Below are 21529 nucleotides of genomic sequence, written 5' to 3'. Positions count from 1 at the left end.
CTGGACTGAAGGACGCTCACGCTACAAGGACAATGGTCTTAGACTCACAAATGACAAAGTAGTTAACACTGAATTAGTTGTTTCAATATTGCAACCAGGAGTTTTACGGAACTCACTCTTTCCTCGCGGTCGCAGATGTTGTGCACTATGCGATGAACATGGAACTATGACATGCGCAGCGAGCGGTAATCAGCTGTTGCAATGACTACGTCGGCTTGAGCAACGCGATGGCGACGAGGCCGACTGCGACAAACCCGGCACAGCAAAGTCGGCGCGGTGTCGCGCGCTCCTTCAGGAAGAACACTCCGATCAGTGTCGCAAAGAGGATGCTGCATTCGCGAAAAGCCACCACGCTCGCGATCGGATTTCGGCTCAGTGCCCAGAGGAACACGGCGAACGACGTGAGGCCGAGCAGTCCCGCGATGAGCACTGGGACTGCGGCTTCTCGAATGTCCGACAGAATCGCTGGCCCTCTTTGAGTCGTCGCGACGATAAAGAACACGGTACTGTCGAGCACGATCAGCCAGACCGTGAACGAGGCCCAGCCCTCGGGCTGCCGGGTGCCGGCCGCATCGACGACCGAATAGGCAGCGACCATTGCAGCAGCACAGACCGCGGCCCACAAGGCGCGGCGGTCGATGGGTCCGTGGATTCGGTCACGTGCGAGGCCGAGAATGCCGAGCACGATGATGGCAATGCCGACGAACTGTCCCGGTTGAGGCAGTTGATGCAGACCGAGATAGGCGAACAGCGTTGCGAACAGCGGCACCGTGCCGCGGGCGATCGGATAGGAGCGCCCAAGGTCGGCAGAGCGATAGGCGATCGCAAGGCTCGCCTTGTATCCGGCGTGCAGGGCGAGAGAGGCCAGAATGATCGGCCAGGTCGATGCAGACGGAACTGGGACGAAGAACATGAAGGGCAGGGTGAGCACGCCGCTCACGAGACCCATGCCGGCCAGGATGGAAAGACCGCTGCCGGTCTTGACGATGGCATGCCAAGTCGCGTGAAGCAGACCGGCCAGCAGCATCAGGAAAGCGGCAAGGGGGTCCAAGGTGCAGCGTCTCGGCGATCAGCTCTCGGGCCGCCAGGTCGCTGCGGCGAAGTAGGGGGCCGGGTGGTGAGCGAACGCCTGCTGGGAGATGACTCGGCTCGATGGCGACACCGCGAGCCGTTCCCATTCCGGCCGATCGACGAATCGCAGGCTCGCGATCTCCTCGCCGTCCGGCGCGAGCGCACCGCCGATGATCGCGGCTTCGAACGCGATCACCGTGTAGTAGGTCAGATCGCCGTTGGGATAACGGATGAGAAACTCGGGGCCGCCGAAAACGCCGAGCAGGCGCTGCGGCCGAACCACGAGACCGGTCTCTTCGAAGCATTCGCGGGCGGCCGCGTCGGCCGGATGCTCGTTCGGATCGACGGCGCCGCCCGGCAGGGTCCACAGATCCGTTTCTGCGTCGCGCCCCAGCAGGATGCGGCCGGTATCGTCGAATACAGAGATGGAGACAGCCGTGGTCGCCAGCAGATCATGCCCGATCTTGCTGCGGACGGCTCTGAGATGATCGGAAATCGGCATCGCGGTCGCCGCTTGCTGGAGGGTGGGCCTCGCTTGCCCGAGCCCTCAAGCGCCGTCAAGGCAGCCGGTCCGCGCCGCCGTTCGGTCGAGGCGCGTCCATTTCGACCGCCCGACCACGGTCGGCCGCATGGGCGCCAGGATCGGTCAAAACCAGGATCGGTCAAAAGAAGGGAATCTGAGGGAAGAAGAACCATTCGGCATGGGCCAGAATGGCTCCCCGGGCTGGATTCGAACCAGCGACCATTCGATTAACAGTCGAATGCTCTACCGCTGAGCTACCGAGGAACAAGCGAAGCAACGTTCGCGACGCGGCTGCGTATAACAAAGCCTTTTCGCCTTGCATAGAACGAAATCGCACCGCGACGACGATTGCGAGTTCTCCGGCAAATGTATGAAGATTCAGTTGGTTGCGACGATTTTGAACGCTTGCTGGGCAACCGCCGCCCACAGTTGGATGACAGGAATTTCACTTGGAAGGGAGCAAATCGCCACCGATAGTTCACGGAACTTGCCAGTGCCGAGGTCAGGGAGCGTTGTCAGATGCCGAACACCATCGTCCAATTCACCCAAGCCGTCACCGCGCCCTCGCTGATTCCCGATCCGGTCGAGCGTCTCAGCGACGACGAATGCCTCACGCGATTGGCCGACGCGGTGACGCGCGGTGATTCCGAGCATCTCGACGAGATCGTGCAGTTGATCGGTCGTCTTGTCGTGGTGATCGAGTAGTCCTGCCTCGCTGGGCCGGGGGCTGTGGCCGCGATCGGGGATCGGGGCACATCCGTTAGAACCCGCGTGTTGCCTTTTCGGGAGCCTTGTACCAAAAGATTGCGCAGATCGTTCGCGGTTCCTCCGCTTTGCTTGCAGGTCTGCCCATGTCTTCATTCGCGACGGCGCGCCAGAAAATGGTCGATGGTCAGGTACGGACCAACGACGTCACCGATCACCGCGTGCTGGATGCATTGTTGACCGTGCCACGGGAAGCCTACGTTCCCGCTGGCCTTCAGTCGCTGGCCTATCTCGATCAGGACCTCGACGTCTCCGAAGCCCCGGCCGCGAAACGCTATCTGATCAAGCCGATGCTGACGGGAAAATTGCTGCAGGCGGCCGAGATCAAGCCGACTGACAGCGTCCTCGTCGTGGGCTGTGCAACCGGCTATCTCGCCGCGCTGGCCGCGAAGCTTGCCGCAAGCGTGACCGCGACCGAGGTCGATGCGGCGCTGGAGGGACGGGCCAAGCAGTTGCTGGCGGGCGCCGAAGGTGGCCCGGTCACGCTTAGGGTCGCACCCGCTGCGCAGGGCGACCCGGCCGACGGCCGATTCGATGTGATTCTCCTGAACGGGGCGACCGAAGTCGCCGTGGATGGCCTGTGTCGCCAGCTCAAGGAGGGCGGCCGACTCGTTGGCGTGTTCGCCAAGACCAGGCCCGCTCGCGCCATGATCTTTACGCGATCGCATGGTGATATCGGCAGTAGGGTCCTGTTCGATGCCGCGGCACCGGTTATTCCCGGTCTCGAACGGATCCCCGAGTTCGAGTTTTAAGGCGTCCTACGAAGTTCCCTGTGGACTCTGTCGAGCGCGCGGCAATCCCGTCGCGCAATGGGATTTCGTTGAGTCGGTTTCGAGGCTTCGGACAGGCGAAATTCTGTTTCAAATCAGGAGTGTGGCCCGGATGCTGCACGTCAGGAGATTTCCGCAGCGGTTCCAGGGGTGGGTGGTTCCGTTGCGCTTGCATGAAGAATAAGGTGCGAGGTGCGCGGGAGTCTCTTCAACAGGTTACGGCCCGGCTCTGGCGTTCGAGCCGGTAACAAAATGAATGGAACAGGGATGTTTGGGGTGAAGCTCGTCACCGCGGCGGCGGCCGTGGTTCTCGTGATGGCTTGTGCAGGCCCGACGCCTGCGCTCGCCGACACGATCGAGGCTGCGTTGGTACGCGCCTATCAGAACAACCCGCAGCTGAACGCATCGCGGGCGCAGTCTCGTGCAGTCGACGAAGGCGTCCCGCAGGCTCTCTCGGGATATCGGCCGAAGGTCAATCTGAATGCGACGGCGGGCATTCAGTATACGGACTTGCAAGCGGCACCCGCTACCCCAGCTGTGAACGGCGTGCAGAGGCCGCGAAGCGTCGGTTTGACGGTCAACCAGAATCTCTACAACGGTCAGCAGACGGCAAACGGCGTCCGCAAGGCCGAAGCAAACGTGTCGGCGCAACGCGAGGCTCTCCGCTTGCTCGAGCAGCAGGTGCTGCTGCAGGCGGCCACCATCTACATGGACTATCTGCGCGATGCGGCGATTGTCGAGGTCCAGCGCAGCAACACGCGCGTGCTCGAGCAGACGCTCAAGCAGACCCGCGACCGTTTCAACGTCGGCGAAGTCACCCGCACCGACGTCGCACAGTCCGAGGCGCAGCTTGCCGCTGGCCGTACCCAGCAGCTCACGGCCGAGGCCAACCTGACCGCAACGCGCTCGAACTTTCGCCGCATCATTGGCAACGATCCCGAGAACTTGGCGCCGGGCTCTCCCGTCGACCGGTACCTGCCCTCGACTCTCCAGCAGTCGATCGAAACGGCACTGACGGAAAGCCCGAGCGTGACCTCGGCGATGTACGGCATCGACGTCCAATACCTGCAGGTCAGGATCAACGAAGGTGCGCTGCTGCCGACCGTCAATCTGCAGGCCCAGGCCCAGCAAAGCTACGAGTCGAGCATACAATCCTATCGTGGGTTCAGCGCTTCGGCGGTCGCCTCGGTGAACGTCCCGATCTACAACGGAGGCGCGGAATACGCGCTTATCCGTCAGTCCAAGGAGTCGCTGTCGCAGCAGCGTCTGGTCCTGGAGCAGACGCGCGATCAGGCTCGCTCCGACGTGGTATCCGCCTGGGGCAAGCTGCTTGCGGGCAAGGCCCAGGTGCAGTCGGCACAGGCACAGGTCTCAGCCTCGGAGATCGCCCTGAATGGCGTCCGCGAAGAGGCCAAGGCCGGCCAGCGCACCACGCTTGACGTTCTCAATGCCCAGCAGGCGCTGGTCAATGCGCGGGTGTCCCTGGTGACCGCTCAGCACGACCGCGTGGTGGCCTCCTATTCGGTGCTGCAGACCGTCGGTCGGCTTTCGCCCCAGGTGCTGAACCTGCCGACGAGCACCTACGATCCCAGCGTGCACTACCAGCAGGTCCGGGACAATTGGGCGGGTGTACGGACGCCGGACGGTCGTTAGTACATTCTTAATATCGACCCTGATCCCTCGGTCCTTGGCCGGGGGATTTTTTTGTGGCACATGCTGTAGTTGTGATGAATGGGCGACGCTTGACCGGCGACCTCCGTGCTCCACCGGGTTCGCGGCCGGCGTTGCTTGCATTCATTTGTTGCCATGACATAGCCTCAAAATGGCCGCGGAACGATTCGCACTGCGTCGGATGTTCTTCCAAGAATAGACTTCGACTTGGCCAGTATCGTTCCGTTGTTTTACATCGATCAGGCCTCGTCTGGAGACAAGTCGGCATGTCCGTTGAGAAGTCCAAGCCCCTTGGATCCGGCGCCCGGGACTATTGCGCTAAGCCGATTCGTACGGCGGCGTTGCTGATTTGGAGTCGGAAATGACGCAGCCTGCAAAGGTCCAAGAACCCTCGATGGAGGAGATTCTGGCGTCGATCCGGCGGATCATTGCCGATGACGAAGCCAAGCCGCCGGCAGCCGAGAAGGCCGCAGCTCCCGAGCCTGTGAAGGCGGAGAAGCCTGCTGCAGCGCCCGCGCCCAAGCCGGCTATGAACGACATCCCGCCGTCGAAGATTGCGGCGGCTGCGCCCAAGCCTGCGCCACCCCCTCCGGCACCGCCGCCAGCGCCTGCGGCAGCCGCGAGCAACAACCAGGACGACATTGACGCATTGCTGGCGGGTTTGGATGAAACGACTCCGGTCGCAGAGGCTCGGCCTGCGCAACCTGAGCCAGAACCCGAACCAGAAGTACTCGAGTTGACGGACGACATGGCAGTGGCACCACCGACCCCAGCTCCAGCCCCGATTCCCCCCGCTTCATCCTTCCGGAAGGTGGATCCGCAGGACGACATCGAGTTCATCGAGTCCGGGCGGCTGAACCACAAGGCCCCGAGTTTCGAATCGTCGTTCGAGCAGGCCACGCCGAAGCAGCCGATCTTGGCGCCGACCACCGTCAACGCCGTGGAATCGGCCTTCAATGCGCTGGCCAACACGGTGCTGAGCAACAACGCCCGGACGCTCGAGGATCTCGTCAAGGAGATGCTGCGCCCGATGCTCAAATCCTGGCTGGACGACAACCTCCCGGCGTTGGTCGAGCGGATCGTCAAGGCGGAGATCGAGCGGGTCTCGCGCGGCCGGTAGTGCCCAGCGGCTGCATCGTGCGGCTTCGCGGGCATTTACCTGCACCCGGTGCTGCTTCTTCCCAGTTGCAATCAATGTTTGCCGCCGCTGTTGACTTGGCGGCCGGCGGCGGCTTTCTAGCCCGTTCAAGCTGATACCGGCCTGGCCGATCGGGGAAGCCTCCCCGAGAGTGCCTTCCGCGGCCGGAAGTCAGTCCGAAAAGAGCCCAGGCACCAACAGCTTGCGCGAGCTTTTTCAGGTCGCGATCAAAGACCGGGAATAAGTTCCGCGACATCCCGAATTGGACAGCCGGCTCCGCGCCAGCTGAAATGTCATGATCGAAAAGAATTATCAGCCCGCCGACCTCGAAGGTCGCATGTCCCTGATCTGGGAGGATGCCCGCGCGTTCTCCGCCGGGCGTCCCGACCGCCGCGACGCCGATCCCTTCACCATCGTGATCCCGCCGCCGAACGTGACCGGCTCGCTGCACATGGGGCACGCGCTCAACAACACGCTGCAGGACATCCTGTGCCGGTTCGAGCGCATGCGTGGCCGCGACGTGCTGTGGCAGCCGGGCACCGACCATGCCGGCATCGCCACCCAGATGGTGGTCGAGCGCCAGCTGATGGAGCGCCAGCAGCCCGGCCGCCGCGAGATGGGCCGTGAGAAGTTCCTCGCGCGTGTCTGGCAGTGGAAGGACGAGAGCGGCGGCACCATCATCAACCAGCTCAAGCGCCTCGGCGCCTCTTGCGACTGGGGCCGCGAGCGCTTCACCATGGACGAGGGTCTGTCCAAGGCCGTCGTGAAGGTGTTCGTCGAGCTGCATCGCGCCGGCCTGATCTACAAGGACAAGCGGCTGGTCAACTGGGACCCGAAGCTGCTGACGGCGATCTCGGACCTCGAGGTGCAGCAGATCGAGGTCAAGGGCAACCTCTGGTACCTGCGCTATCCGATCGAGGGCACGACGTTCAGCCCCGAGGACCCCGCGAGCTTCATCGTCGTCGCCACCACGCGTCCTGAGACCATGCTCGGTGACAGCGCGGTCGCCGTGCATCCCGACGACGAGCGCTATCAGCACCTGGTCGGCAAGCGCGTGATCCTGCCGCTGGTCGGCCGCGAGATTCCGATCGTGGCCGATACCTATTCCGATCCGGAGAAGGGCACCGGCGCGGTCAAGATCACCCCGGCGCATGACTTCAACGACTTCGAGGTGGGCCGGCGCCACGGTCTGCGGCAGATCAGCATCCTCGACCGCGAAGGCTGCATCGCGCTGGTCGACAACGAGGACTATCTGCACGGCCTTCCCGAGGGCTCGGAGGAGTTCGCCAGGGAGTTCCACGGCGTCGAGCGCTTCGCCGCGCGCAAGAAGATCCTGGAGCGGTTGGAGGCGTTCGGCTTCCTCGAGCGCGTCGAGCCGAACACGCATATGGTGCCCCATGGCGACCGCTCCGGCGTCGTCATCGAGCCGTATCTGACCGACCAGTGGTATGTCGACGCCAAGACCCTGGCGCAGCCGGCGATCGCCGCCGTCCGCTCGGGCGCGACGACGTTCGTGCCGCGAAATTGGGAGAAGACCTATTTTGACTGGATGGAGAACATCCAGCCCTGGTGCATCTCGCGCCAGCTGTGGTGGGGCCATCAGATCCCGGCCTGGTACGGCCCGGACGGCAAGGTGTTCGTCGCCGAGACCGAGGAGGAGGCCGTCGGCCACGCTATCGGTTACTACGTCGAGCAGGAGGTCATCACGGCGGAGCAGGGCCGCGAGATGGCGCTCGACCGCAACAAGCGCGAAGGCTTCATCACCCGCGACGAGGACGTGCTCGACACCTGGTTCTCCTCGGCGCTGTGGCCGTTCTCGACGCTCGGCTGGCCCGAAGATGCGCCCGAGGTGAAGCGCTATTACCCGACCAACGTGCTGGTCACCGGCTTCGACATCATCTTCTTCTGGGTCGCCCGCATGATGATGATGGGCCTGCACTTCATGAAGGAGGTGCCGTTTTCGACCGTCTACATCCATGCGCTCGTCCGCGACGAGAAGGGCGCCAAGATGTCGAAGTCGAAGGGCAACGTCATCGATCCCCTGGCGCTGATCGACGAGCACGGCGCCGATGCGCTGCGCTTCACCCTGGCTGCAATGGCGGCCCAGGGCCGCGACATCAAGCTGTCGACCCAGCGCGTCGAGGGCTATCGCAAGTTCGCCAACAAGCTCTGGAATGCCAGCCGCTTCGCCGAGATGAACGGCTGTGCGGTGCCGGAGGGATTCGATCCGGCCTCGGCGAAGGAGACGCTGAACCGCTGGATCGCCCACGAGGCGGCCGCCGCCACGCGCGAGGTGACCGAAGCGTTGGAGGCCTATCGCTTCAACGACGCGGCCAACGCGATCTACCGCTTCGTCTGGGACGTCTATTGCGACTGGTATGTCGAGCTCTCCAAGCCGACGCTGCTTGGCGAGGACGGCCCCGCCAAGGCGGAGACCCGCGCCATGGTGGCCTGGGCACGCGACGAGATCCTCAAGCTGCTGCATCCCTTCATGCCCTTCATCACCGAGGCGCTGTGGGAGACCACGGCCAAGCGCGACGGCCTGCTGACCTTGTCGCCGTGGCCGCACCGCGTGGACACGCCGACGGTCGCCGAGATCGCCGCGCTGTCCGCGGCGAGCTTCGGCGATCCGTTGGTGCCGCCGATGCTGGTGTCGTTCGACGCCGCCAGCTTCAAGGACGAGGTGGCCGAAGCTGAGATCGGCTGGGTCGTCGATCTCATGACCTCGATCCGCTCCGTCAGGGCCGAGATGAACATCCCGCCCGCGACCCTGATCCCGCTCGTGCTCGTCGGCGCCTCGGCCGAGACCAAGGCGCGTGCGCCGCGCTGGCTGGAGGCCATCAAGCGCATGGCGCGCGTCGCCGACATCTCCTTCGCCGACACCGCTCCCGGGAGCTCCGCGCAGCTCGTCGTGCGCGGCGAGGTCGCGGCGCTGCCGCTCGAGGGCGTCGTCGATCTCGCCGCCGAGCGCACCCGTCTGGCGAAGGAGATCGCCAAGGCCGAGGCCGACATCGAGCGCGTCGACAAGAAGCTCGGCAACGAGAAGTTCGTCGCCAACGCGCCGGAGGAGCTCGTCGAGGAGGAGAAGGAGAAGCGCGAAGCGGCGCTGGCTCGCAAGGCCAAGTTCCAGGACGCGCTGTCGCGGCTGCAGGGCGTCTGACACGACGCTCTCTCCGTCATTGCGAGCGCAGCGAAGCAATCCAGAGTCCTCGGGCAGCCCTGGATCGCTTCGTCGCTACGCTCCTCGCGATGACGGTGCGAACGGCTTGCTCAGGAATTGCGAGCCCTTCAGCCCGAAGCGCCAGGGCAACTCCACCGCCTTGGTGATGCCGATGCGGACGCCGGTGACGACCTCGACGTCCGAGGGCCGGGCGAACAGCTCGATCGGCTGGGCATCCAGCGCCAGCCCGTTATGGGCGATCGTGATGCCCATCGCCTCCGTCAGCTTGCCCGGGCCCGAGCACAGCGTCCTGATATCCTCCAGCCCGCGCCGCCGCTTCATCTCTTCGATCCCGAAGGTCGGCTCGATCGCGCGGATCAGCACCGCGCTCGCCGACCCCGCCGGCTCGCAGACGAAGTTCACGCACCAGTGGATGCCGTAGGAGCGGTAGACGTAGACGAAGCCCGGCGGGCCGAACATCACCTGGTTGCGCGGCGTCGGTCCGCGGAACGAATGCGCCGCCGGGTCGGTGTGGTGATACGCCTCGACCTCGACGATGATCCCGCCGACACCGTCGACCAGGAACGTCGCCCCGATCAGGTCCGGCGCCACCGTGAGCACATCGCGGGCGAAAAATGCCCGCGTCAGCCGCTTGGCGGCACCATTGCGCCGGAGCCGTGAAACCCCGGGGGCTTTTGCCGGTTTCTGCGCCATTATGGAGAAAATCCGCCGTGATCAGCGCTGTTCCGCGCTGCCCATATCTGCCATGCCCTGGTATCCTCGGCCAGCCGGTTGCGGCGCGCCTTGCTACGGAATAGCTAGGGCGCAACAGAGGTTTGCGCGAATCCCATGGTCACCATCGTCGACATCAACTCGAACACGCCGCTGCGCCCCCGCCATCCCGAGAAGGCAAACCGGCCGGATTCCGTTTCGCCGGCCAAGCCCGCCTGGATCCGGGTCAAGGCGCCGACCACCCGCGGCTATGCCGACACCCGCAACATCGTGCGCGAGAACGGTCTCGTGACGGTGTGCGAGGAGGCCGGCTGCCCGAACATCGGCGAGTGCTGGGACAAGAAGCACGCCACCTTCATGATCATGGGCGATACCTGCACGCGGGCCTGCGCCTTCTGCAACGTCAAGACCGGCTTGCCGCAGGCGCTCGACGCAGGCGAGCCCGAGCATGTCGCGGAAGCCACCTTCAAGCTCGGCCTCGCCCATGTCGTCGTCACCTCGGTCGACCGCGACGATCTTACCGACGGCGGCGCCGGCCATATCGCAGCGACCATCCGCGCCATCCGCGCGAAATGCCCGACCACCACGATCGAGGTGCTGACGCCCGACTTCCTGCGCAAGGACGGAGCGCTGGAGCAGGTCGTCGCGGCCAAGCCCGACGTCTTCAACCACAATCTCGAGACCGTGCCGTCGCGCTATCTCTCCGTTCGTCCCGGCGCTCGCTACTTCCACTCGATCCGGCTGCTGCAGCGGGTCAAGGAGATCGATCCCACCATCTTCACCAAGTCCGGCATCATGGTCGGTCTCGGCGAGCAGCGCCACGAGGTGCTGCAGGTGATGGACGATCTGCGCTCGGCCGAGGTCGATTTCCTCACCATCGGCCAGTATCTGCAGCCGACGAAAAAGCACCACGCGGTGATGGCTTTCGTCACGCCCGAGGAATTCTCCGGCTACGAGACTGTCGCCTACACCAAGGGTTTTCTGATGGTGTCGGCGAGCCCGCTCACGCGCTCCTCGCACCATGCGGGCGAGGATTTCGCCAAGCTGAAGGCCGCGCGCGAAGCCATCGCGCGCTGATCGAGACCAGATGCCGAGATTTTCCAACAAGCGCCGCGTCGCGCATACGGCTGACCAGATGTTCGACCTCGTCGCCGATGTCGAGCGCTATCCCGAATTCGTGCCGCTGTGCCACTCGCTGGTGGTGCGCCAGCGCAGCCAGAAGCCCGACGGCATCGAGGTGATCGTCGCCGACATGACGGTGTCGTTCAAGCTCGTCAAGGAGACCTTCACCAGCCGCGTCACGCTCGATCGCGCTGGGCGCAAGATCCTGGTCGAATATGTCAGCGGGCCGTTCTCCAACCTGGAGAACCGCTGGAGCTTCGAGCCAACAGAGCAGGGCGCCTGCGAGGTGACGTTCTTCATCAGCTATGAATTCAAGAGCCGCATGCTGGCGATGCTGATGGGCTCGATGTTCGACACCGTGTTCGCGCGCATGTCGGCCGCGTTCGAAAAGCGCGCCGACGCGATCTACGGCCGCAAGCCGGCGGTGTCGTCGACTTAAGTCTTTCCCCTTGCCTTCCAGTGGCAGACCACAGAGGGCGCCCCACCCTCAGTCGTCATCCCCGCGAAAGCGGGGATCCATAACCACAGGATTGTTTGTGGCGGCAGGCAGGTAACTCCGATCTCGTCTCACCACATCCGCCGCGGAGTGATGGGTCCCGGGTCGGCGCCTCCGCGGCGCGTTGCGCCGCTGCGGCTTGCCCGGGACGACAGCGGAGGGCTGGGCTGGCGGTATGCCAACTCACAGCAAGACGGCGCCCCGCCAATGGCGTCGTTCCAAAAACCTTATCCACGTCTTCAAACAGCTGCTCCGCGAGATCGTCGCGGAGCCGTCCTGATCGCCGACGTAGCCGTCTGCGATCCAACCCTAAGCCGCCTGCACGGCGTTCAAAAAGTCCTTCACCTTGCCGCGCAGTTCGTCGGCGTGCTTGGCGAGCTGGCCGGCCGCACCCAGCATCTGCCGGGCGGCGCCGCCGGCCGATTCCACCGTCTGGCTGACCGAGCCGATGTTGGTGGCGACCTCGCGGGTGCCGCTGGCGGCCTGGCTGACCGAGCGGGCGATCTCCTGCGTCGCGTGGCCCTGCTGGTCGACGGCGGTGGCAATCGTCTTGGCGATCTCGCTGATGTGGCCGATGGTGCCGCCGATGCCCTGGATTGCGGCCACGGTGTCGCTGGTGGCGCGCTGCATCGCGCTGATGTGGGCTGAGATCTCGTCGGTCGCCTTCGCGGTCTGGCTCGACAGGCTCTTCACCTCCGAGGCCACCACCGCAAAGCCGCGGCCGGCGTCACCGGCGCGCGCGGCCTCGATGGTCGCGTTCAGCGCCAGCAGATTGGTCTGACTCGCGATCGCATTGATCATGTCGGTGACAGCGCCGATCTTGGCGGCGGCATCCGCCAGGCTGTTCACGAGGTCGTTGGTGCGTGCGGAGGCTTCGACGGCTTCGGCGGCAATGGTCGAGGAGGTCGCGACCTGGCGGTTGATCTCGCTGACCGAGCTCGACAGCTCCTCGGTCGCGCCGGCCACCGACTGCACGTTGGACGATGCCGAGCTCGACGCCGATGCCACCAGCGCGACGCGCTGGGCGGCCTGGTCCGCCGTCGTGGTCAGGGACGCCGCCGTGGTCTCGACCTCGCGCGAGGCGCCGGAGATCGCATTGGCGATCGCGCCGACCGAGGTCTCGAAATCCTTGGCGATCCGGTCGAGCGCGCGCTTCTTCTCCTCGCGCGCGGCGACGAGGTCGGAGAGGTCGCGGCGGAAGCTCATGACGTAGGTCTTGCCCTCGACCTGGGTCGGCACCAGCGTGATCTGCACCAGCGCCGGGCTGCCGTCTGCGCGCTTGGTGGTCCACTCGAACGTCGCGTGACCCTCGCGCTTGGCCTTGGCATCCATCTCGCGCACGACGTCGGCGGACTTCTTGCCGTTCGGCTGGACGTCAGGCGCCATCGCCGCCGGCGAGCGCGACAGCAGGTCCTGCTTGCTGCGGAAGCCGCCGAAGCGGACCGCCGATTCGTTGCAGGCGATGATCTTGCCCTCGGACATCACCAGGATGGCGTCGCGATGGCGTTCGAACAGCTCGGACATCAAAAGGTTATGTGTGCGATCAGCCGACTTGCCGGAGAAGAAAGCCATGGGGTCCCGAATCCACTGTCAGAGAACAATGAGCGAGAGGTAGCAGGACAAAATTAACCAAAACCTTTCGGTCGGGTGGCGCGGGCGATCATCGTCGGCCATCGCGATCCGGATGATGCGGGGACGGTCCAGCGGGCACGCAGCCGCATCCTCCGCGGCGCAATCACGCCCGGGCCATGCATCTCGATCGCCCCTCTGAAATCACGAGGGCGCAGGGAATGCCGGGAGCTCGCCGCCCCCATGGCCCGCCTGCGAAAAAAATGCAGGCGGCAGGTACCACAGGTGCAGCCGAGACATCCCGGCATTCCCCGCGCGACGGTCTTCACGCTTATACGCAGTCTCCCCGGGGACCGGCTGTCTTGCCCCCGTGACCGGCGGATCATCATCACCACCGGCGTGACACCAGCATCGGGGTGCCAGGACGCTGCGACTTCACGTCCGCCAACTGCCGTTCGTCCGCACGTCAAAGACGCGCTACGGCAACCAGCGGCCATCGCCTCCCCACCTCGCGTCTCGTGACGATCGCGATACGCCCCTCGTGTCGAGGCGGGATGAGGGGAGGGAAACATGAATTCTGGAAAGACGAAAGACAAATATTTTTGCGCGGAGGACTGGACACTGAGTCGAGCGTTGAAAGATCTAATGAAAATCGCGTTCTGGCGCAGGCGTTGCGAAGCAGACGATACGCTCGGTAGTCTATGTCAACACCCCTGGAGAGGCCATGATTTGCCCGACGAGCGCGCGGGCTGACCATGCCTCAGACACCTATCGCGGATTGATGCCAAGCCAGATGAGCAGGATCACGATGAGGCCATAGCTCCAAAACAGCGGCCAGAGCACGGTCAATGCGAGATAGATGCTGCCGATCAACAGAATGTCCATTGGCTCATGTGGTCGGCTGAAGCCCCCATTGTCGTACGTGGTCCAGACAAACCAAAGACCGGATGCGACCGCGCCGGTAAGGTAGGTGCTGAGTACAACCTTCTTCCATCGCGGCCAGAGCTGCCATCTCGGCAAAACGCGGATCATGGATCGAGGCTCAAGCCGAGGTTGCGAACGCAGTCCAGACAGAAGGCCGTCCGACCTTCCTGGCGATCATAGGCGGACGCGTACAATTGCCAACGCCCATTCGCGGCCTCCGATATCCAGGATCTCGGCTGCTTCATCAATACACCGGATGGCCGTCGGCCGGATTCGATGATGACAACCTCAGAGCGATCAGCTATAGAGCCTGCCATGATCACCGTCGCCACTCATCGTTTTGGTCGCTTTACGCACCGTAGCTCGCTGGCGGCGGGAGGATCGCGCTCAATCTGAGATATTGCAGCACGTGATCCGAACAGCCGCCAGGGACCCTGGCGGCTTTTTTTATCGCCGGCAGGTTCTTTGTTTGAAGGGGAGCCCGCCATGCCGAGCACGAAAGACGATCCGAGCGTCAGCGCTATCGAGGTGCACGAGGTCCGTGACGCCTCGCGATCATCGGGGCTATTCGAACGCCGTCGTGATTCCTCGTCGCGCCATCCCATCTCGCCCAAGCCCGGCGCCAAGATCTACTACTTGGCGCGACCGGCGTCTGATCAAGGCTGCGCCGAGCCCGAGCCAGTGTCATTGCTGCGGCTCTGGTGGGCACGCTGGCGCGAGCGCCGCCGCTTCGCCAGGGAACTACCTTGGCTCGCCGACGAAGTGCTGGAGGACTACGGCCTCACGCGCGATGAGGCGCGGCGGTGGTGCCGACGACCGTTCTGGCGCGCATGAGGAGTTTTGGGCTGAGACGGACGCGTCGGCCCACCCACAGCTGTCATCCCGGGCAAGCCGGAACGGCGCAAAGCGCCGTGGAGGCGCCGACCCGGGATCCTGTGGCTATGGATCCCCGCCTTCGCGGGGATGACGACCGAGGGTGAGGCGGCAGCGTCGCCTCATCCTGGCGAGGGTAGGCAAAGCAGGTCGTTGATGTTTGTTAGCCGTAGCGCAAAATCCAGCCACGCCCGCACAGCCGCGCGCGATGGAAGACTTCCCGCTTATCGCTTGCCGGTCTTATGTTCCCGTTAAGCGTGCGGCTAACGCGACACCAACCCGCCTACGCTCCATGATCGGTTACTCGATCATTGAGGGATGAGGTCGCACAGACGAATCTATCACCGTTGTCCTAGCAAACACTGGATCGCGTCGCCGCGCTCGCGATGACGGCGTGGCGAGGGCAGGGCGCATCACGAGTGCCTACGTCCGCGGCCGCCGTGGCGGCCGCTTGACCGGATGCAGCCGTGGCGCTCGCGCCACGCGAGGGCGGAGGCGCGTCGCGGCGGCCCGCTTCGGCTTCACGGCGACCTGCGGCCGCGCCAACTCCATCAGCATGCGCAGAGCCTCGAGCACGGAGCGCGTACGCACGGTGCTGCGGCCGATCGCGCCGAAGCGGTGTTCGCGGTGGGTGATGCGGCCGTCGCGGGCGGCGACGGCGAAATGGACCAGGCCGACGGGCTTGCCGGGGGTGGCGCCGCCGGGGCCGGCGATGCCGGTGATGGCGACGGCAAGATCGACGTCGGCGCGCTCCAGGGCGCCGACCGCCATCTGGATCGCGGTCTCCTTGGAGACGGCGCCGAAGGTCTGCAAAGTCGAGGCCTCGACGCCGAGCATCGCGCGCTTGGCCTCGTTCGAATAGGTGACGAAGCCGCGGTCGATGACGTCGGACGAGCCGGGGATTTCGGTCAAGGCTGCGGCGACGAGCCCGCCGGTGCAGGACTCGGCGGTCGCGATCATCAGCTTGCGCGACCGGCAGATGTCGAGCAGCGAGCGGGCCAGCGCGCTGGTAGAGCCGATTTGACGTTCGCTCGCCATGAACAGCGTTTCCTCGAACCGATCAAAACTTCAACATGTACCGCGCCGAAGATGGATGCGTTCGATGAGCCCGAAGCGCCGCCGCGGTTTCGACCTCGCCCCGCCAGGGCGAAGCGCAGCTTCGCTAGGGCGGGGAGAGGTCGGATTGCATCGTGAGATGCAATCCAAGCGAGGGGGTACAGGTCTATCCGCACGCACTACCCGTGCGGCTGCCCCTCACCCCAACCCTCTCCCCGTAAGAACGGGGCGAGGGGACGCGCCGTCGTTGCGGCGCAAGCGCGAGTCCAACTTTGAGATGGGATCAATCTCGTAGCTCGATGACAGAGGTGGAGGTCTACGATCAGATCAATCCAATCTCACCTATCTACACACTCCACGGCAGCCGGATCGTCGCGCTCGCCGTTGCCGCGATGCCTTCTTCGCGGCCGGTGAAGCCGAGGCGCTCGCTGGTGGTCGCCTTGACCGCGATGCGCGAGATGTCGACGCCGGAAATCTCGGCGATGCGCGCGCGCATCTGGTCGCGCAGGGGGCCGATCTTCGGGCGCTCGCAGATCATCGTCACCTCGAGATTGGCAACGCGGCCGCCGCGCGCGGTGACCCGCTCGATGGCGTATTTCAGGAACTGGTCGGAGGAGGCGCCCTTCCACTTCATGTCGGAGGGGGGGAAGTGCGAACCGATGTCGCCATCGGCCAGGGCGCCCAAAATTGCATCAACCAGAGCGTGCAAACCGACGTCGCCGTCCGAGTGGGCAAGGAACCCCTTGCTATGCGGCACACGCAGGCCGCACAGCCAGACATGGTCGCCTTCGCCGAACGCGTGGACGTCGTAGCCGGTGCCGGTCCTGATGTCGCCGAGCGTTGCTGCAAGGCGCGCTTCCTCGCGCACGAAATCTTCCGGTGTGGTGAGCTTCATGTTGGCAACATCGCCCTCAAAGGTCGCGACGGTCAATCCCGCCCATTCGGCGATCGCCGCATCATCTGTGAACTCGGTGAGGCCCTCGCGCGCCGCGCGGCGATGCGCCTCGAGGATCGTCTCGAACCTGAAGGTCTGTGGCGTCTGCGCGATGCGTAAGCGCGCGCGCTCCGGCGTCGCGGTGATGTCGCCGCCCGTTCCGACTTCCTTGATGGTGTCGGTCACCGGCACGACGGGAATCGCCGCACCGGTCTTGCCGGCCGCGACAATCGCGCGCGAGATCACGGCCGGCGTGACGAACGGACGCGCGGCATCGTGGATCAGCACGATGTCGGGCTTGTGCGGCGCCAGCGCTTCCAGGCCTGCCAGCACCGAGGCCTGACGCGTTGCGCCGCCATGCGCGGGCACCTCGTGGCGCAGGCCGCTCACGGCGGCATTGAAGATGTCGATGTCGTCGGGGTTCACCACCGGCTGCACGACGGCCACCTCGGGATGCTCGGCGAAGGCCGCGAGCGCGCGATGGATGACAGTGCGGCCGCCGATGGTGCGGTATTGCTTCGGACCGCCGGCACCGGCGCGCAGGCCGCGCCCGGCCGCGACGAGGATGGCTGCAGTCCGCTGAGAAGTCGTCATGGGAACAGGATATCGATGCTGATGAAAGACGAGGGTGAAGAGATTTGCCGGCTTCTTACATCTGCAGAGGGTGTTAAGCGAGCAGGATCACACATGACTCGAGCGGCGACTGCGATCGCGACGCGTTCGTAAGGGTGCCGTGAAGCACCTGCGAAGGCCGATTCGACGCCGCGAACCGCCGTGGAGCCATGCAAAAATCCGGCGGCTCAAGGGTTTACCATGACTGCCGAACAAGCATATTTTGCTGCACTGCACTTGAAATGCTGATCAGCTTGGCTAAAGTGTAGGCATGGCGCTTGACTGCCCAAGAATTGTGCTTGAGAGTGCAGGGCAGACGCAATGATGCGTCGATGAGCTTGAAGAGTCGTTCGTGACCGGTCCGGCCAATACACCTGCCAAACAATTGAAGATAGGCGGCGTTTCGCTCGCCAACCGGGCCGTTCTCGCGCCGATGTCGGGGATCACCGACGCGCCGTTCCGCCGACTCGCGGCCGAGCTGGGCGCCGGGCTGGTGGTTTCCGAGATGACCGCGAGCGACGATCTCGTGCGCGGGCGGTGGATATCCCGGTTGCGCTGCGAGGCCAGCGGCATCGGGCCGCATGTGGTGCAGCTCGCCGGCTGCGAGGCGCATTGGATGGCCGAAGGCGCAAGGGTCGCCGAGGACGGCGGCGCCGATATCATCGACATCAACATGGGCTGCCCGGCACGGCACGTCACCGGCGGCCAATCCGGCTCGGCGCTGATGCGCGACCTCGATCATGCGCTGACCCTGATCGAGGCGACGGTGGACGCCGTCGACGTGCCCGTGACGCTGAAGATGCGGCTCGGCTGGGACGAGCGCAGCCTCAATGCGCCGGAGCTGGCGCGCCGCGCGGAAGCGGCCGGCGTGCAGCTGATCACCGTGCATGGCCGCACCCGGCAGCAGTTCTACAAGGGCGAGGCCGACTGGAGCGCGGTGCGCGCGGTCAAGGACGCCGTCGATCTGCCGGTCGTCGTCAACGGCGACATCACGACCTACGAGGATGCACGCGAGGCGCTCGACGCCTCCGGCGCCGACGCCGTGATGATCGGCCGCGGCGCGCAAGGCGCCCCCTGGCTGCCCGGGCAGATCGGCCGTCGTCTCGACGGCGGGGCGGAGGAGGCCGCGCCGGAGCTGTCTCAGCAGCTCGCTTTTCTCACTGCGCTCTATGACGAGATCTGCCGCCACTATGGCGCGCGGGTCGGCCTGCGCCATGCCCGCAAGCATCTCGGCTGGGGGCTCGATGTCGCCGCCCAGCACGCCAACGCGCCGGCTGAAAAACTGAAGGCCTGGCGTGAAAATATCCTGACCTCCGAGCAGCCGTCCGAGGTGCATCGGGCGCTGCGTGAAGCTTTCGACGATTTTGCCTGGAGTGCAGCCGCATGAGTTCAGCCGCAGAACAGCGCAAGCGCCTTCCGTCCGATGGCGATGCCATCCTCAACGCCCTGCCGAATCCGGTCCTGGTCATCGGCCCGGACGGCATGATCATGGACGCCAACATGGCGGCGGAATCGTTCTTCGATTCCTCGACGCAGTTTCTGCAACGGCAGTCGCTGAAGAAGCTGGTGCCGTTCGGAAGCCCCTTGCTGGCGCTGATCGACCAGGTCCGCACCACCAGCGCGCCGGTCAACGAGTACAAGGTTGATCTCGGCACGCCGCGCACCGGCGCCGATCGGCTGGTCGACCTCCACGTCGCGCCGCTGCCGGAGCGGGCCGGGCACATCGTGGTGATGCTGCAGGAGCGCACCATCGCCGACAAGATGGACCGTCAGCTCACCCATCGCAGCGCCGCGCGCTCGGTGATCGCGCTGGCCGCGATGCTGGCGCATGAGATCAAGAACCCGCTGTCGGGTATCCGCGGTGCCGCGCAGCTCCTGGAGCAGCAGGCCTCCTCCGAGGACCGCATGCTGACCAGACTGATCTGCGACGAGGCCGACCGCATCGTCACCTTGGTCGACCGCATGGAGGTGTTCGGCGACGATCGCCCGGTGGCGCGCGGGCCGGTCAACATCCACTCGGTGCTCGATCACGTGAAGCGGCTGGCGCAGTCGGGCTTCGCCCGCAACATCCGCTTCGTCGAGGACTACGACCCGTCGCTGCCGCCGGTGCTCGCCAACCAGGACCAGCTGATCCAGGTGTTCCTGAACCTGGTCAAGAACGCGGCCGAAGCCGTCGTCGACCTCGGCACGGATGCCGAGATCCAGCTCACGACAGCGTTCCGCCCGGGCGTGCGGCTGTCGGTGCCCGGCAAGAAGTCGCGGGTGTCGCTGCCGCTGGAATTCTGCGTCAAGGACAACGGCCCCGGCGTGCCGGAAGACCTGATGCCCAATCTGTTCGATCCGTTCGTGACCACCAAGCCGACCGGAAGCGGCCTCGGACTTGCATTGGTCGCGAAGATCATCGGCGACCATGGCGGGATCATCGAGTGCGAGTCGCAGCCGCGCAAGACGACCTTCCGGGTGCTGATGCCGATGTACAGCGCAACCAAGCAACACGATCACGGCCCAAAAAACAGCATTGGCGACGACGTTTCGGGGACGCCGTTGCATGCCTCACAGGGATCAAATTGAGGACCACCTATGCCTGCAGGTAGCATTCTCGTTGCCGACGACGATACGGCCATCCGCACGGTCCTGAACCAGGCGCTGTCACGCGCCGGCTATGAGGTGCGGCTGACCGGCAACGCCGCCACCCTGTGGCGCTGGGTCAGCCAGGGCGAGGGCGATCTCGTCATCACCGACGTGGTGATGCCGGACGAGAACGCGTTCGACCTGCTGCCGCGGATCAAGAAGATGCGGCCGAATCTGCCGGTCATCGTCATGAGCGCGCAGAATACGTTCATGACCGCGATCCGCGCGTCGGAGCGCGGCGCCTACGAATATCTGCCAAAACCGTTCGACCTGAAGGAGCTGATCGCGATCGTCGGCCGCGCACTCGCCGAGCCCAAGGAGCGGGCGGCGAGCCAGCCTGACGACAGCGAGTTCGAATCGATCCCGCTGGTCGGCCGCTCGCCGGCGATGCAGGAGATCTACCGCGTGCTGGCGCGGCTGATGCAGACCGATCTCACCGTGATGATCTCCGGCGAGAGCGGCACCGGCAAGGAACTGGTGGCGCGCGCGCTGCACGATTACGGCAAGCGCCGGAATGGTCCGTTCGTCGCGGTCAACATGGCGGCGATCCCGCGCGACCTGATCGAGTCGGAATTGTTCGGCCATGAGCGCGGCGCCTTCACCGGCGCCAACACCCGCGCCTCGGGCCGCTTCGAGCAGGCCGAGGGCGGCACCTTGTTCCTGGACGAGATCGGCGACATGCCGATGGAGGCGCAGACGCGGCTTTTGCGCGTCTTGCAGCAAGGCGAATACACCACGGTCGGCGGCCGCACCCCGATCAAGACCGACGTGCGCATCGTCGCGGCCTCCAACAAGGATCTGCGCATCCTGATCCAGCAGGGGCTGTTCCGCGAAGATTTGTTCTTCCGCCTCAACGTCGTGCCGCTGCGGCTACCGCCGTTGCGCGAGCGTATCGAGGACCTGCCGGATCTGATTCGGCACTTCTTCGCGCTGGCCGAGAAGGACGGGCTGCCGCCGAAGAAGCTCGATGCCGCCGCGCTCGAGCGGCTCAAGCAGCACCGCTGGCCGGGCAATGTCCGCGAGCTGGAAAACCTCGCCCGGCGCCTTGCCGCGCTGTATCCGCAGGACGTCATCACGGCCTCGGTGATCGACGGCGAGCTGGCGCCGCCGGCGGTGACCACCGGCTCCAACGCGCCGACCTCGATCGACAATCTCGGCGGCGCCGTCGAGGCCTATCTGTCGTCGCACTTCCAGGGCTTCCCGAACGGCGTGCCGCCGCCGGGCCTGTATCACCGCATCCTCAAGGAGATCGAGATCCCGTTGCTCACGGCCGCGCTGGCCGCGACCCGTGGCAACCAGATCCGCGCCGCCGATCTGCTCGGCCTCAACCGCAACACGCTGCGCAAGAAGATCCGCGACCTCGACATCCAGGTCTATCGCAGCGGCGGTTAGCTCGCTGCCTGCGAGCCCCCCGGCACTGCGCGGGGGGAGACCGCCTGCGGCGTCCGCGATCATCTGCACATGCGAGGGTGCGAGGCGACG

Annotated in this window: 18 protein-coding genes and 1 tRNA gene; 11 read left to right on the top strand and 8 right to left on the bottom strand. The window is 65.0% G+C overall.

Features of this window, described 5'->3' with window-relative positions; translation table 11 throughout:
* Nucleotides 1-205 precede the first annotated feature (205 nt).
* The 3 genes from S58_RS19240 to S58_RS19230 form a co-directional block, all read right to left on the bottom strand.
* The gene (locus S58_RS19240) at nucleotides 206-1051 is read right to left on the bottom strand and encodes an EamA family transporter (protein ID WP_015667032.1); all 846 of its coding nucleotides are present in this window, start codon (nucleotides 1049-1051) and stop codon (nucleotides 206-208) included.
* An 18-nt stretch (nucleotides 1052-1069) separates the two neighbouring features.
* A complete protein-coding gene (locus S58_RS19235) occupies nucleotides 1070-1573 on the bottom strand; it encodes an NUDIX domain-containing protein (RefSeq protein ID WP_015667031.1) in 504 nt (167 codons plus the stop codon).
* Nucleotides 1574-1783: 210 nt separating this feature from the next.
* A tRNA-Asn gene (locus tag S58_RS19230) sits at nucleotides 1784-1858 on the bottom strand.
* Between the two features lie 255 nt (nucleotides 1859-2113).
* Between S58_RS19230 and S58_RS19225 the strand changes: the two genes are divergently transcribed.
* The 5 genes from S58_RS19225 (at nucleotide 2114) to S58_RS19205 (ending at nucleotide 9098) form a co-directional block, all read left to right on the top strand.
* Nucleotides 2114-2299, top strand: coding sequence for a hypothetical protein (locus tag S58_RS19225; protein ID WP_015667030.1), 186 nt, complete (start codon nucleotides 2114-2116; stop codon nucleotides 2297-2299).
* Between the two features lie 146 nt (nucleotides 2300-2445).
* Entirely contained in the window at nucleotides 2446-3111 is a 666-nt protein-coding gene (locus S58_RS19220; protein ID WP_042340815.1) for a protein-L-isoaspartate O-methyltransferase family protein, read from the top strand.
* A 285-nt stretch (nucleotides 3112-3396) separates the two neighbouring features.
* Nucleotides 3397-4782 (top strand): TolC family outer membrane protein, encoded by a 1386-nt coding sequence (locus S58_RS19215; RefSeq protein ID WP_015667028.1) that lies wholly within the window; start codon nucleotides 3397-3399, stop codon nucleotides 4780-4782.
* A 379-nt stretch (nucleotides 4783-5161) separates the two neighbouring features.
* On the top strand, nucleotides 5162-5920 hold the full coding sequence (locus tag S58_RS19210; RefSeq protein WP_042339899.1) for a PopZ family protein: 759 nt from the start codon (nucleotides 5162-5164) through the stop codon (nucleotides 5918-5920).
* Nucleotides 5921-6233: 313 nt separating this feature from the next.
* Nucleotides 6234-9098, top strand: coding sequence for a valine--tRNA ligase (locus S58_RS19205; protein ID WP_015667026.1), 2865 nt, complete (start codon nucleotides 6234-6236; stop codon nucleotides 9096-9098).
* A gap of 75 nt (nucleotides 9099-9173) precedes the next feature.
* On the opposite strand, the gene S58_RS19200 is transcribed toward S58_RS19205, so the two are convergent.
* Entirely contained in the window at nucleotides 9174-9812 is a 639-nt protein-coding gene (locus S58_RS19200; RefSeq protein ID WP_015667025.1) for a DNA-3-methyladenine glycosylase, read from the bottom strand.
* A 135-nt stretch (nucleotides 9813-9947) separates the two neighbouring features.
* Between S58_RS19200 and lipA the strand changes: the two genes are divergently transcribed.
* Together lipA and S58_RS19190 are read left to right on the top strand one after the other, a co-directional pair.
* Nucleotides 9948-10907: a lipoyl synthase gene (gene lipA / locus S58_RS19195; protein ID WP_015667024.1), complete on the top strand. Its 960-nt coding sequence runs from the start codon at nucleotides 9948-9950 to the stop codon at nucleotides 10905-10907.
* A gap of 10 nt (nucleotides 10908-10917) precedes the next feature.
* Entirely contained in the window at nucleotides 10918-11391 is a 474-nt protein-coding gene (locus S58_RS19190; protein WP_015667023.1) for a type II toxin-antitoxin system RatA family toxin, read from the top strand.
* Between the two features lie 366 nt (nucleotides 11392-11757).
* Here the strand turns inward: S58_RS19190 and S58_RS19185 are convergent, their stop codons facing one another.
* Both S58_RS19185 and S58_RS37630 read right to left on the bottom strand, forming a co-directional pair.
* On the bottom strand, nucleotides 11758-13020 hold the full coding sequence (locus tag S58_RS19185; protein WP_015667022.1) for a methyl-accepting chemotaxis protein: 1263 nt from the start codon (nucleotides 13018-13020) through the stop codon (nucleotides 11758-11760).
* A gap of 765 nt (nucleotides 13021-13785) precedes the next feature.
* The gene (locus S58_RS37630) at nucleotides 13786-14049 is read right to left on the bottom strand and encodes a hypothetical protein (RefSeq protein WP_015667021.1); all 264 of its coding nucleotides are present in this window, start codon (nucleotides 14047-14049) and stop codon (nucleotides 13786-13788) included.
* Nucleotides 14050-14427: 378 nt separating this feature from the next.
* Here S58_RS37630 and S58_RS36715 point away from each other — a divergent pair, with 378 nt between their 5' ends.
* Nucleotides 14428-14775, top strand: coding sequence for a DUF1127 domain-containing protein (locus S58_RS36715; protein ID WP_015667020.1), 348 nt, complete (start codon nucleotides 14428-14430; stop codon nucleotides 14773-14775).
* A 462-nt stretch (nucleotides 14776-15237) separates the two neighbouring features.
* Here the strand turns inward: S58_RS36715 and S58_RS19180 are convergent, their stop codons facing one another.
* Both S58_RS19180 and S58_RS19175 read right to left on the bottom strand, forming a co-directional pair.
* Nucleotides 15238-15852 carry a CinA family protein gene (locus S58_RS19180; RefSeq protein ID WP_015667019.1) on the bottom strand — a complete coding sequence of 205 codons (615 nt, stop codon included), beginning with the start codon at nucleotides 15850-15852 and terminating at the stop codon, nucleotides 15238-15240.
* 364 nt (nucleotides 15853-16216) lie between these two features.
* Entirely contained in the window at nucleotides 16217-17398 is a 1182-nt protein-coding gene (locus S58_RS19175) for a bifunctional 2-C-methyl-D-erythritol 4-phosphate cytidylyltransferase/2-C-methyl-D-erythritol 2,4-cyclodiphosphate synthase (protein WP_015667018.1), read from the bottom strand.
* A gap of 403 nt (nucleotides 17399-17801) precedes the next feature.
* On the opposite strand from S58_RS19175, the gene dusB reads away from it, so the two are divergent.
* Genes dusB through ntrC form a run of 3 tightly spaced genes read left to right on the top strand, consistent with a single transcriptional unit; the run spans nucleotide 17802 to nucleotide 21439 of the window.
* Nucleotides 17802-18803, top strand: coding sequence for a tRNA dihydrouridine synthase DusB (dusB, locus tag S58_RS19170; RefSeq protein ID WP_083938633.1), 1002 nt, complete (start codon nucleotides 17802-17804; stop codon nucleotides 18801-18803).
* Nucleotides 18800-19987, top strand: a complete 1188-nt coding sequence (locus S58_RS19165) for a two-component system sensor histidine kinase NtrB (protein WP_015667016.1) — start codon at nucleotides 18800-18802, stop codon at nucleotides 19985-19987. The genes dusB and S58_RS19165 overlap by 4 nt, the downstream gene beginning before the upstream one ends.
* 9 nt (nucleotides 19988-19996) lie before the next feature.
* Nucleotides 19997-21439: a nitrogen regulation protein NR(I) gene (gene ntrC / locus S58_RS19160; RefSeq protein ID WP_015667015.1), complete on the top strand. Its 1443-nt coding sequence runs from the start codon at nucleotides 19997-19999 to the stop codon at nucleotides 21437-21439.
* The last annotated feature ends 90 nt before the right edge of the window (nucleotides 21440-21529 follow it).

Source organism: Bradyrhizobium oligotrophicum S58 (genome assembly GCF_000344805.1).
GTDB classification, from domain to species: Bacteria; Pseudomonadota; Alphaproteobacteria; order Rhizobiales; family Xanthobacteraceae; genus Bradyrhizobium; species Bradyrhizobium oligotrophicum.
This window is presented reverse-complemented; position numbering and strand designations above follow the sequence as displayed.